This is a genomic window from Paenibacillus sp. 2RAB27 (assembly GCF_052115445.1).
Lineage (GTDB): Bacteria > Bacillota > Bacilli > Paenibacillales > NBRC-103111 > Paenibacillus_E.
In genome coordinates this window covers 563,564-577,242 of sequence record NZ_JBFRGR010000002.1, presented here as the reverse complement: position 1 = coordinate 577,242, position 13,679 = coordinate 563,564, and the positions used below count along the sequence as shown (strand labels likewise).

The window sequence follows — 13,679 nt, the reverse complement described above, 5'->3', positions numbered from 1 at the left end:
CAAGGAGGTAAGCTTTTCGAGTAAATTGAGAGGGAAGTTTAGTGATAACGGCAAAAGTGTTTCGATGGGAAGAATAGCCTTTGTCAAAAAAGAAGCGCCTCGGTATGATGGGTTTGTCACGGGCTTATAACCCAACACCATCAAGTAGGCGCTCTTATCATGTAGTTTAGACAATCTGAAATACAATATCAATGAATTGAACGAATTCGTACATCTGCTGGATAATGGGTCAGACCTGATAATCCGTTCATATGATTATGCCATGATTATGGACTTCCTTCAATCTCGTCTCTATAATAGGAGAAAAATTAGGCGAAACTGCTTACAAGGGAGATGTTATGAAAATTCGTTCCAGCACATATTTCAACCGTCTCTTAATATACAGTCTGCTGATCGGCTCTATTCCAGCTATTATCGTTGGAATCATCTCATATTACAAAGCCTCCTCTATAGTTCAAGACAAGGTCAACCAGAGTAGCATGGCGACACTTCAGCAGTCCCAACTTCGTGTGGAGCAGATCCTCAAGACGATAGATCATTCGGTTACACAGTACATTAGCTCGCCTCTTGTAGTTAATGCTATGTCGCTCCCTTATTCAGCAGCCAATTATCAGGTTTATAATGAAATGTACCAGAACATGGTGCGCAGCCAAACCTTCGAGCTGACGATAAACAATATGACGGTACTGAATTTAAAAGGTCAATGGGGCGTCGATAACAACAATATTTTTACATTTGATGATGTACGGAATCTGGATCAGCTTCTCCGGTATGAGAATCTGCCTTCATTTTCTTTTTGGGTAACGGACGAGGACAAGCGTTCGCCAAGTATTAGTCTCGTGAAGAAAATCCCGCTGAATTCGCTGAAAGCCGACGGACTGGCCATCGTGACCATCGCCGAATCGCAGCTGGCGAGACTTCTGGCAGCCGATAACCGGATCGGCAGCATCTTGGTATTGGACAAGGATTACCGTCTGCTGTCCAGAAGCGATCAGAAAGTGCAGCAATCCGGCTTGGAGCAACTTGTTGCCGAGGTGCAAAGGCGAAGTGAAACGGAAGGGCAATTCAATGTAGAGCTTGACGGTGACAACACAAGCGTCATCATGCGCAAGTCAAGTTACAATGGCTGGATTTATGTGTCTGCCATATCCATAAAAGATATTACCCGAGATTCCCGCTCTATAGGTTGGGTCACTCTGTTTGTCTGCCTGCTCATGGTTCTGGTAACCTGCGGGCTGGCACTATACGGTTCCAGGACGTTCTACCGGCCAGTACGGAAATTGGTCGCGACGATTGCCGACAGATTCGAAGATCCGCCAGAAGAAGCCCGCACCGATGAATTTGCCATGATCGGCTATCGACTGCAATCCATGCTTCAGACGGAATCCCGCCTCTTGGCACAGCTTACGGGACAAGTACGGGAGCTGAAGCATTTTTTTGTCATGAAGCTGATTCGAGGCGAGGAGAAAGAGTCTCAGTTACCGGCCAGACTGAAAGAGTATGGCTATCATGCCAATTGGGAGTGGCATGCCGTACTCGCCATTCAGATCGATGATCTGGAGAGCTCCCAGTATAATGAAAATGACCGTGATCTGCTGCTCTTCGCCATCGCAAATATCGCCGGCGAGCTGATCCCCGCCGAGGAACGGCTAGATCCTGTATTGCTGGAACAATCCCAGATCACGGTTGTAGGAGGTACCGGAACTGCGGATGTGGAGTACAAGAATCGATTGTTTGCCGTAGCGGAGCTTATCAGGAAAACAGTACAGCAATACCTGAAGCTGCAAATTAGCATTGGCATCAGCCGTCCCCAAAAGCGACTCATCGATATTTCTGTCTCTGCCGAGCAAGCACTAGAGGCGCTTCGGTACCGGATTCGTTTCGGTCCGGAATCAGTTCTGTTTATCGATGATGTCCAGCCTGAAGACTTGGTATCCAGCGTGTTCCCGCACCGTGCGGCCAAAGAGCTTTACGATGCAGTTAAGCTGGTGGAGCGGACAAGGGCTGACAAGCTGTTGGAACGCTGCATTGGACTGATCTTTAATGAGCAAGCCGACTGGCGCCAATATCGGATGTCATTGGTCAGGCTGTACACTATGCTGACCGAGCTTGGACAGTCGGAGATAACTGCGGATACAAAGAAGGATACAAAAACGGAATTACCACTCGATCAGGAAAAGCAGCTTTTTGACAGACTACTTGATCTAAAATCCCAGGAGGAAATCCGACTTTGGTTTTGCGATACCGTCATTGCCCCGATCATGCGCAGGCTAGAGCAGCAGAGCAAGTCTCACGCTAAGAAAATATCGGACCAGATAACTGATTTGATCCATCAACGCTTTGACACCGAGCTTACCCTTGAGGCATGCGCGATGCAATTGAATTACCACCCCAACCATTTGGGGCCTCTGTTCAGCAGGGAAAAAGGGATCAGCTTCAGCGAGTACCTTCTAAACTACCGTTTGATGATGGCGAAGCAATGGCTGGTCGAGACAGATATGAAGATCGGGGATATTGCGGTAAGATTAACCTACACTAACCCTCAGAATTTCATCCGTTTTTTTCGCAAGATGGAGAACATGACGCCAGGACAATACCGGGAATTGCACTGCCATCCCAAAATATGAAAGCTTCACTCCAAAGACTCCACGCGATAGGTCCCCTGCCTGTCGTAGGGGGTCTTCTTCATGTTGAAGCGATAACAAGAGGTCTCTTCTCGCCTAGGCTCATGATTATTCCGGACGTGATTATGATTATAGTCTCTACAATGACAAACACCTTTCCTGATGATTATCCCTTGATTATAGACGTCCGCATGTCGGCCGTTTATCTTGAAGGTACTCACAAAAAATCACGAAACACGAAGGTGGAGTCGAAGATGAATCAAATCAAAGGAAATCTTGCGCTTCAAATGTCTGCCGCTAAGCCGAAGAAGCAATGTTTCTGGTACCAGATACGGAGGAACAAATGGCTGTATGCGATGCTTGCCCCCGGGTTGCTTTACTTTCTGTTGTTCAAATACGCCCCTATGTGGGGACTTCTCATAGCTTTCAAGGATTATCAGCCTTACTTGGGCTTTTTCGGCAGTAAGTGGGTTGGCATCAAGCACTTCGAGCGGCTGTTCTATGATCCGTCGTTCTGGATGCTTCTGAGGAATACCCTGGTGCTGGCCGGGTACAATATTTTTTTCTTTTTTCCCGCACCGATCCTGCTCTCTCTCATAATTAATGAAGTGCGCCATGAGAAATTTAAACGGGCCATACAGACCTTCATCTACGTACCCCATTTTATCTCATGGGTCGTGGTGGTCGGCATAGTCTATACCTTCTTTACAATCGACGGCGGACTGGTGAATGAAGCCATTATGGCAATGGGGGGGAGCAAAATCAACTTTCTCGCAAGTGCAGGCTGGTTTAGAACCATGATCACACTGGAAGTGATTTGGAAGGAAACAGGATGGGGGACCATTATATTCCTTGCAGCCTTGGCAGGAGTCGATCCCCAGATATACGAAGCCGCAAAAATAGACGGAGCGGGAAGGTTGCGCCAACTATGGCACGTGACGCTTCCTGCCATTCGCTCTACCATTATGATTCTTTTCATTCTCCGGCTGGGTACCTTTTTGGACACGGGCTTTGAGCAAATCTTCCTGATGCTGAATCCGATTAACCGTGAGGTCGGGGAAGTGTTTGACACTTATGTGTATTCGGCCGGGATTACGCAAGGGCAGTTCAGTTTCAGTACCGCTGTCGGCCTTTTCAAGTCGGTTGTTGGATTTGTACTGGTCATCAGCTCAAACTGGTTGGCCAAAAAATTCGGTGGGGAAGGGGTGTATTAATCTATGAATCAACAAAACCGAAGCTGGGGAACCCGTCTGTTCGACTGGACGAACATCGCAATCCTTCTGTTGGTGTCGGCTGTGATGCTCATCCCGTTTCTGTATATCATAGTGATTTCCTTCGCGACGGAGCAGGAGGTGCTATCCAAAAGCTTCCTTGTATTTCCAACGAAATTCTCGTTGGCGGGCTACCGTTACATCCTGTCTACTCCAATACTGCTTCGTAGCTTGACAGTTACTATTGGAGTGACTGTGATTGGGACACTTGTGAACCTGCTGCTGACTGTGCTGATGGCGTATCCACTTGCCCGCAAAGACCTGTATGGACGTCGTCCCGTCATGCTCATGGTTATTTTCACGATGGTGTTCAACGCCGGTATCGTGCCTACTTTTTTGATGGTTAAAGCATTACACCTTACTAATACCTACTGGGCGCTTATTATTCCTGGCGCGATCAGTGCTTTTAATCTGATCATCATCAAAAACTTCTTCCAGCAGTTGCCTGACGGTTTGGAGGAATCGGCCAAGATCGACGGTTGCAATGACCTTGGGATTTTATTCCGTATTGTCATCCCATTATCTCTGCCTGCGATTGCAACCTTTTCGCTGTTCTACGCAGTAACTCATTGGAATACTTTCCTGAGCGCTATTTTGTACATCAACGATTCAAAGAAATGGCCAATCCAGGTTCTGTTAAGACAGATAGTGATCCTGTCGGAGAAGGGATTGTCCGATATGAACGAGGCGCCTCCTCCACCGTCCAAGATTATTAACATGGCGATTATCGTGTTCTCCAGCGTTCCGATTCTGTCGGTTTATCCATTTTTACAAAAGCACTTCGCCAAGGGAGTGCTACTCGGTTCGGTTAAAGGATGAACTTGTTCATCATTTAATATAATATCTTCAATATTATGAGGGGGAGAAAAGACATGAATCAATTAAATCACAAAATGGCCCTAACGGGTCTCGCAGCAATCCTGACGGCTGCCAGTTTGACGGCGTGCGGCGGCAATCAGGAAGAGAAGAACCAGGCAACGCCAAGCGGAAAGGTTACATTCACGATGATGAACCAGTATTCGTCGACCGAGCCTCCCAAGGCCGACAATCCGATTATCAAGCAGATCGAGGAATACACGAATACCAAGATCAATACCACCTGGGTTCCGGCGTCTGCTTACAATGACAAGGTCAACGTCTCCATCGCCTCCAATGATCTGCCTCAGGTACTGATGATTGGGGATACCAAGTCCTCATCAATTATCAATGCGGAACGATCGGGCATGTTCTGGGAGATCGGACCCTATATCAAGGAGTTTCCCAACCTAAGCAAGTACAACGCGAATGAGCAGGTACTGAAAAATATCTCAGTCGATGGCAAGGTTTACGGTTTGTACCGCGCCAGAGCGCTGGCCCGTCAGGGCATCGCCTTCCGGCAGGATTGGTTAGACAATCTGGGCTTGCAGCAACCCAAGACCATCGATGAGCTCTACAAGGTTATCCGCGCTTTCGCCTTAAACGATCCGGACAAAAATGGCAAAAACGATACATTCGGGCTAGTGGAGGCCGAGGATTCCGGCGGCGCAGGCGCCATGGGTCTCACCGGCTTCCAGACCATCGCCTCCTTCTTCGGAGCGCCCAACCAATGGGAGATTCAGGATGGCAAAGCAGTTCCCCAGGTTATGACTAAAGAAAATATGGAAGCCATGAAGTTCTACAAGAAGCTGTATGACGAAAAGCTCATTAATCAAGATTTCGCTGCAACCAAAGTCAATAAACAGCAAGAGCAATTCTATCAAAGCAAGGCCGGCATGCTGTTCACTACCCTTGACTTCGTGATTACAGGAGGAAACGAACTGAAGAAAGCCAATCCTGCTGCCAAGATCGATATTGTTAGCAGAATTCAGGGACCTAAGGGAGAGCGGGTGTTTGCAACCACTGGATATAATGGGATGTTCGTGTTCCCAAAAGCCACAGTCAAGTCGGAGGGGGAGCTGAAGCAACTTCTTGGTTTCTTCGACAAAATCGTCGATGACAAAATGATGTATACCTGGACGTGGGGGATCGAGGGTGTTCATTACACCAAAGGAGCGGACGGAGAACCGGTCATCTCTGACCAGACTGCTTATGCCAACGAGGTATCTCCTCTAAAGCAACTGCCTACCTATGACGGTGCGCTGATGATCTGGAAGGGTAAGGGGGAAGCGGACAATAGATTCCGCACCATGTTGAAAAACAACGAGGCAATTGCCATATCCAACCCGATGGAGCCCCTGATCTCTCAGACAGCTGTGGAGAAGGGAACGGAGCTGAACAAGATCATTGCCGATGCCCGTGTCAAATTCATTATGGGAATCCTTGATGAAGCCGGCTTCAATAAAGAAGTGGAGAAGTGGCGCTCTCAGGGCGGGGAACAGATTATAAAGGATTATACGGAACTGTATACGAAGCAGGCCAAGAAATAAGGTTCGGGAGGTCTACCGATATGAACAAAGAGTTTTTTGATTTTGATCTTATCATAGCGGGCGCGGGTGTCGGAGGAATTAGCGCTGCGCTTGCTGCTGCAAGATTGCAGATGAGGGTGCTGCTGATTGAGCAAGCCAGGGAAGTGGGGGGAACAGGTGTATTCTCCAGTGTATCCCTGGTATGCAACTTCCGGGATTCCTGGGGAAAACCGATTACCAGCGGAATTCACCGAGAGTTGTTTCCCACCTCATACACGCATTACAGCGAGAAGCTTGTTCCTACTTATGATGAGCAGGAATTGAAGGCTGCATACCAAAGGCTATTGGCCTCCGAACCGACCCTTACGTTGTGGACCGACTGTGAGGTTTTCCAAGCAGATAAGCAGAATGGACGAATTGTCCGACTACATTTCCAGGGCAGTCGAACAGCTACAGTTACCGCCAAGATATACCTCGACGCCACTGCCGACGGCAATCTTTCCGCGTTGGCGGGATTGAAGTACAAACTGGGCAGAGAAGGTGACGGTAAGTTGCAGTCCGCCACCGCCACTTTCAAGGTCAGCGGCATAGACTGCTCCCTACTGAAGGAGCCGGATATTCGGCAATGGTCGGCGATTCATTCGTTGCGCAGGGAGCTGCTGCCTTATTACCTCGACATGAAAGCGGCAGGCGGCACCAGCAACCCCCGGCAGGGTATCACTTGTTTTCCTTATCCAGATGGAAAAGCCCTGCTGTTCAACTCTACTTCGGTGCTGGATGTGGACCCCACCCGGCCAGAAACCGTTTCTAGGGGCAGGGAAGAGGGAATTCGGCAGGCGCAGGAGTTGTTTGATGCCATTCAACAGCATCCTGCTTTCCATAATGCGAAGCTGGATTACATTGCCCCTAAGCTCGGTGTCCGAGAGGGGCGGCGAATTGTAGGAGAATATGAACTGACCGCAGAGGACTGCCTGCAGACCAGGTGCTTTGATGATATGGTGGCGGCATGCGCCTATTCCTTGGATATTCATAGTCCGGATGGAGGCGCGACTAGGCTTGAAAGTATTCCCGAGCCAGGCTATTACCATATCCCATACCGTTCGCTTATTCCCAAGGGCTGCGCCAATCTATTACTGAGCTCCAGATGCATCAGCGGCACTCACGAAGCTCACAGTTCCTACCGGATCATGGCCTCGGTCAGCGCTATTGGTGAAGCAGCGGGAACAGCAGCTGCACTCTGTGTGTTCTACGGTCATCAGGATGTCCGGGAGGTCAAAACCTCCCACATCCGGTTCATTCTCCAGCTGCGGGGTCAATTCATAGAAGGAGAGGTGGAGCGGGTTCAGATGCCTGCAAGACATGCCTGGGCATCAGAAATTAATTAACGACTAGACCTATAATAGAAAACGCTTACAACAGTAAATGCGATTGGATTTCAGATCAGGATAAGGGAGTGAACGTGATGTTCGTGAAAAAGTGGATGATCCGTTTGATGCTTGTTTTGCTTTTGTCAGTTAGCATTTTTGGGGAGGTGGCGCCCTGGGCTGTCGCTGCCCAGCCGCAGGCCGACGTAACTTTGAGTTCGCCCCCAATTTACAGCGGTATAACCAAGGCTTGGCCTGGCGATGCGGACAAAGATCCGACGCACGCCGCGACTACCATAAACGGCACGGCGTGCTGGGCGACGTCACAAAATCCGCTAAACCCCTACGTCTACGTTGATGTAGCAAGCTCCGCGAAACCTGCGGGTGCAACGTACGCGATTGTGTCCGTTGATTACTTTGATGCAGCGGCGACGACCATGGCCATCGAGTACGACGGCCAGAGCAACGCCTACCAGGCCACCCCTTGGATGCCCACGAGTGGCAGTCAGACTTGGAAGAACCAGATCTTTGAGCTGAGCGGAATCAAGTTCGCCAACGGCACAAACGGCGCAGATTTCCGCCTGCGCGTTCATAGCCTGGGCGGCGTCATGCCGGGAATCTGTTTCGCACGAGTCCGGGTGACTTTTGCAACGACTCCAGCGCTGTCTGTGATGAACCCGAGCCTGCTCTTCACAACCAATTCCGCAAACCTGGATTTCGGCACGGTGGGTGACTCGGTTTCCTATGATATTTCAGATGATCAGGGCGTGAGTCTTCGCGCGGGATCTGTCCCCGTAGGCACCAACGGACATGCTCCGCTATCCGTGATGGACCTCGGGCCGGGGTTCTACAACCTCACTTTCTCCAGCGTAATTGATGACCAAACGGTAACGCGCGCCACAACGTTTGGCATTGTGACCCCGACGCCAGCGGGCGCCTTGAGTCCTGACTCCTTCTTCGGGATCGACTCACATTTTGGTCACTACAAATCCCTCGAAGATGGACTCATGAACGCATTGGCGACAATCGGCTACGGCCACATTCGAAGCGACATTAACTGGTCGCTAATTGAAAAACAGCCAGGCGTGTACAACTGGGCTGGGTACGCCTTTGAAGCCAAGTCACAACAGTCTCTTGACCTCGGCATGACTCCCCAGGGAGTCGTGGCATACAACAACGCAAATTATGACAACGGGAAAACGCCGAGCTCTGCGGCTGGTCTGGCCGCATTTGGTCAGTTTGGGAAAGCTGCCGCAGAGCACTATAAGGGCAAGGTTAGCGATTTCAACATCTACAACGAGTTCAATGGCACCGGCTTCAACAACGGCGCTTGCGGTATTACCGCAGCCTGCTATGTGCAGATGCTTCAGGCCATGTACGGACCCATTCACGAAGGAAACCCAGACGCGAACGTCATGGGCCCGATTGCAACCACGTTTGACGATAACTGGTATAGTGCCTTTTTCGCTGCCGGCGGTATCAACTACATTGATACGTTCGCGACGAATGTCTACGGCTACGCTTTGGAGGGGGCAAACACCCCGCCCGAGCGCACACTGTTGGTATCGAAGCTCCCTGCGTTGGTGCAGCAGGTGAAACAGGCGGCTGGAAATCGGCACGTCCCCTTTTGGATTACGGAGAACGGTTGGCCGACGTATGCCGCCGCCTCCACGGAGCCCCAGCAAGCGGACAACCTGGTGCGTGCTCAGGTGCTAGTGAAGGCAGCTGGCGTGGACGTCCTCAACTGGTACTCGGCTATGGATGACGGTACTGACCCCACTAATAGAGAACATCACTTTGGGTTGTTCAGGCAGCCCGTCGATGGCGTGCTTGGCGTAGCTCCGAAACCGGGAGCTGTCGCTAACGCTGTGCTCATTCGCGCGGTGACCGGAAAGACGATCGGTGCTCGCGATGACCTCGGCTCCGTTACCGCTTACTCGTATCCGAATACGGGAGGAGACTCGACAACTCGGGTGATGTGGTCCACCAGCTCCGAGAACATTTCTTTGCATACTTCCCAGCCTCTTATCATCACTGATGAGTATGGGGCAACGCAAACGGTGAATCCGACAGACGGCAAGGTCGTTCTGACGCTTAACGGCAGCCCGATCTACGTTACGGGCAACGTTGACAGCTTGGGCGTGACGCAGTCTGCGGTAACGGTGAAAGTCGCCGATCAGTCGATCAAAGGAGATACGGTCACAGTTACGGTGACTGCAGACCGATCGAATCCCAATACGGACCTACCTAATGAGTTGACAATCACTGCGAACGGATCGCAGCCTGTGAACCTTCTCACTTCTCCGGGCCAGGTAACGAGCGCCACCGTCAGCGTTCCTGCAAGCACACTCCTCGGCCCGCGGACTGTGGCCGTAGACGTGACGAGGGGCGACGACAAGAACCAGCCGAGTCTTGTTGCTGGCTTGAGGGCAACGACAAATGTCGTCAAGCCGTTCGAGATCAGCGTCCAGCCGACGATCACATCGGATGCGGCATCCCGAAGCTACTTTCTCGACATCGCGCTGAAGAACAATCGAGCCAGCGACTTCACGCCGACCAAAGTTGCCTACCAAGTAGGGCCGACATCAGGGAATGTGTCGAATATGGTGAATGTCCCTGCAAGTGGAACTGTGTCGATACGCGTCCCGCTCTCCGACATTCCGTTGTTCGATTCTCTGAGTTATAACGTGGCCGTTGACAGCTCCAGAGATTCGGATGTTTCATCGGGTTCGATTTCCTACGCTCCCATCGAACCCGCGAACCACCAAACCTTGCCCGCAATCGACTTGGCGACGCAAGCGACATGGGTATCGATTTTGGGGACGCGCAGTAGTAACAGCGACCTAAGTGGGCAGCTGCATATCAACTACAACAACGATGCGCTTGTGATCGACGCCACGATCACAGATGACAAACACTTCGGCGCACGCACGCCAAACACGATGTGGCAGACCGATTCCATCCAGTTCAGCACCTACGACCGAGTGCCGGGGCAGGCAGGTGGCCAGCGCGTTGAACTCGGTGCAGCACTTCTCGACAGCGGACCGTCGGTTTACACCTTCGCAGCGCCGACTGGCCAGCAGGTGGGACCAACTCCTGGCGCCCAAGCGAATATCACGCAAAGCGGCAGCACCATGCACTATGTCATCTCTGTCCCATGGGCCTCGCTTGGGTTTAGCGGGCCACCGACGCAGACCATCGGAATGTCGTTCCTGGTGAATGACGATGATAAGGGCTCCACGGGCGATTCCCGCGATGGTTTCTTGCAGTGGGGATCGGGAGTCGGAACGACGCCGAAGGACCCCGCACTGTTTCGCAATGCACAACTAATAAGTGTGCTGCCAGCGCCAACGATGCCTCAGTCTACTTTGGCAGGTGCACAGCAGGTGAACCAGGGCGAAACCTTTGATGTAACGATGGGATTGACTGGCGTTACGCAAAGTGTATACCAGCAAGTGTATGCGCAAGATTTGACTCTTCATTATGATCCAGCGAGTTTGCAATTTAATTCAGTTACTTCACTGAAAGACGGATTTCAAGTCATCGAGCAAAAGGAGGCCGTGCCAGGGCATATTCGGATTTTGGTTGCCAGTGTGGGCGCGAACCAAGGGGTGTTGGCTCAAGGAGATTTGTTGACTATCAAATTTACGGCGAAACCTGTTACTCAGGCTACCTCTTCGACAGTTTCTGTAAGTAATGTCATTATTGCCAATGGACAGGGGAATGAACTGCAAGTAGACGGATCCTCTCGTGAGATACAAATAAGTATTCCTAGTACACCTGTTGATAAGTCGCTCTTGAATGCATTGATCGCAAGTGCACAGGCCACGTACAATGCTGCAGTGGAAGGCAATGGGAACGGGCTGTATGCGATTGGCTCCAAAGCGCAATTGCAGTCTGCAATCGATGCAGCCACTGCGACAGCAAACAATCCGAATGCCGCACAGCAGCAGGTAGATAGTGCGAAAGCCGGATTGGAAGCTGCCATTCAAATGTTTAACACGAAGAGAATAACGGCAGATGTCAATGGAGATGGAAGTATTTCTATTGGAGACTTGGCTATTGTTGCAGGGGGTTATGGTAAGCAGCAAGGTCAAGCGGGCTGGAATGAGAAAGCGGATGTCAATCATGACGGTAAGGTTGATATTGAAGACCTGGCAATCGTAGCCAGAACGATCTTACAATAAAAAACCACGCATCATGTTTACTGGAATGGATTTTTACTCGCATTAGCGAAGATAGGAGTGTGGAGGGAGAGCTGAATACGCTCTCCCTCCAATTATTCAGAAATATGTACCGAAAGGGCGAACTTCATCGATGTTAAAAAAACTTCTCGTATTCAGTCTGACGTTACTTTTGACTATGCTCTTACTTCCTCAAATCGTTATACATGCAAACTCCGGAGCAACCTTTTTACTTTCCATCACGAACCAAAGTGTTTCTGAAGGAAATGACTTCCAGGTGACGGTAAGCGGAAAACAATTAAGTGATATGTACGCATATGAGGTCAATTTATCCTTTGATACCAGCCATCTGAAGTTTGTAAAGAGTGTTGGTAGAAGTGAAGGCTATACGGTTAATCCGATTGTAAACGGGAATAAGATTCAAATCGCACATACGCATATCGGCAATAAATCAGGCGAGTCCGGGGATGTAACACTGGCTACGCTGACATTTCATGCGGTTAATCAGGGTTCGGCCGATATTGAACTGGACAGTGTGAAACTAATGAATTCGCAATTAGTGCCTAATATGGTTTCGATTAAAAGCAAGCTATCGGTTCTTGTAAAGGCATCGGGTAACAGCGGTAAACCAGCGGTGGATGTATTCAATAGTGATATTGTCAATGTAATAAACTTAGTTCATGCTTTCGAGTCCAAAGTAAAGGAAGCTAACAAATCTATTGCCAAGATTGAACTGGCTGACATTAAAGGGCACTGGGCTGAAAAGACCATCGATACGTTCGTGAAACTGCACGTTATCGATGGGTATGAAAATGGAACTTTTCAACCGGATGGCAAAATTACACGCGCCGAATTTGCAATGATGATCTCGCGCGTATTCGATATCAGTGGCGACACGAATCATTTACTTGTTCTGAACGATATTGACAACCATTGGGCTAAAAGCGCTATTGAGAAACTTGCTAGCGCAGGTGTGATTGCCGGTTACGGAGACGGAACCTTCAAGCCGGACACAACGATCAGCCGAGAAGAAATGGTCGTTATGTTGTCCCGAATTGTCAACTTGAGTAAAGCGGACAAGGATACTTCCAAGGGGAACTTTGCCGATATGGCAAGTGCAAGCTCCTATGCAATGAATCAAATTAAAGATGCAGCAGAGGCAGGCATCATCAGCGGGAAGAATGATGGGATATTCGATCCGCAAGGCAACTCCACACGTGCAGAGGCACTTACAATCATTCTGAATGCATTGAACCTTGATCCTCAAATGAAAACACTTTTGGATAGCTTGAACTAACCTAAGCTAAATTTCGGAAGTACGGGGGTTCAGTTGGATTTGGAGCGTTAAGCGTTCACTATTGTGTGAGCGCTTATTTGTGTTGTGAATATGGAGGAAACTTGATGATTAAGTGCTTTTGTATCATGAAAAGAATAGTGGTGCAAAAAATGTGTAGCACTAGAATCAAAAGAAGCTGAGAACATCAAGAAGTGAAGCTTTCCATAAAAAACGGCGGTTGGTATGGTGGGTTCAAGCCGAATTACATCTGGCTAACAACGATCAATCCGATTGATCCGAATCAGGTGTTCTTCACGCATGAGGGTGCAACGGAGTAAATTCCAGATCGACTTTGGGTGGTCGAAACGGGACCGGGGAAAAGAGCAACCTCTATTCGCAGAAAAGGGAGGAGAGCTGACGACCAGTCAAATATGTTGGGCACGAGATATGGGCTCATCAACACGGCAACGAAACAATCCGAGTTGCTATGTAAGCTGCAAAATGAAAACGCTTTCTTAATTTAAGTCCATCATGTGATAGTCGAACTCCGGGAACGGACCGGTGATAGGGATACCG

Annotated in this window: 8 protein-coding genes; all 8 read left to right on the top strand. The window is 49.7% G+C overall.

The window, feature by feature from the left end; translation table 11 throughout:
- Window positions 1-338: 338 nt before the first annotated feature.
- The 8 genes from AB4114_RS05015 (at window position 339) to AB4114_RS04980 (ending at window position 13,441) form a co-directional block, all read left to right on the top strand.
- Window positions 339-2,627, top strand: a complete 2,289-nt coding sequence (locus AB4114_RS05015) for a helix-turn-helix domain-containing protein (RefSeq protein ID WP_441987428.1) — start codon at window positions 339-341, stop codon at window positions 2,625-2,627.
- A gap of 251 nt (window positions 2,628-2,878) precedes the next feature.
- Window positions 2,879-3,838 (top strand): ABC transporter permease, encoded by a 960-nt coding sequence (locus AB4114_RS05010; protein WP_441987427.1) that lies wholly within the window; start codon window positions 2,879-2,881, stop codon window positions 3,836-3,838.
- A gap of 3 nt (window positions 3,839-3,841) precedes the next feature.
- Window positions 3,842-4,714 (top strand): carbohydrate ABC transporter permease, encoded by an 873-nt coding sequence (locus AB4114_RS05005; protein WP_441987426.1) that lies wholly within the window; start codon window positions 3,842-3,844, stop codon window positions 4,712-4,714.
- Window positions 4,715-4,767: 53 nt separating this feature from the next.
- The gene (locus AB4114_RS05000) at window positions 4,768-6,300 is read left to right on the top strand and encodes an extracellular solute-binding protein (RefSeq protein ID WP_441987425.1); all 1,533 of its coding nucleotides are present in this window, start codon (window positions 4,768-4,770) and stop codon (window positions 6,298-6,300) included.
- 20 nt (window positions 6,301-6,320) lie between these two features.
- On the top strand, window positions 6,321-7,664 hold the full coding sequence (locus tag AB4114_RS04995; protein WP_441987424.1) for an FAD-dependent oxidoreductase: 1,344 nt from the start codon (window positions 6,321-6,323) through the stop codon (window positions 7,662-7,664).
- Window positions 7,665-8,131: 467 nt separating this feature from the next.
- On the top strand, window positions 8,132-11,830 hold the full coding sequence (locus tag AB4114_RS04990) for a cohesin domain-containing protein (RefSeq protein WP_441987423.1): 3,699 nt from the start codon (window positions 8,132-8,134) through the stop codon (window positions 11,828-11,830).
- 130 nt (window positions 11,831-11,960) lie between these two features.
- Window positions 11,961-13,124 carry an S-layer homology domain-containing protein gene (locus tag AB4114_RS04985; protein WP_441987422.1) on the top strand — a complete coding sequence of 388 codons (1,164 nt, stop codon included), beginning with the start codon at window positions 11,961-11,963 and terminating at the stop codon, window positions 13,122-13,124.
- Window positions 13,125-13,315: 191 nt separating this feature from the next.
- Window positions 13,316-13,441 (top strand): hypothetical protein, encoded by a 126-nt coding sequence (locus AB4114_RS04980; protein WP_281366704.1) that lies wholly within the window; start codon window positions 13,316-13,318, stop codon window positions 13,439-13,441.
- The last annotated feature ends 238 nt before the right edge of the window (window positions 13,442-13,679 follow it).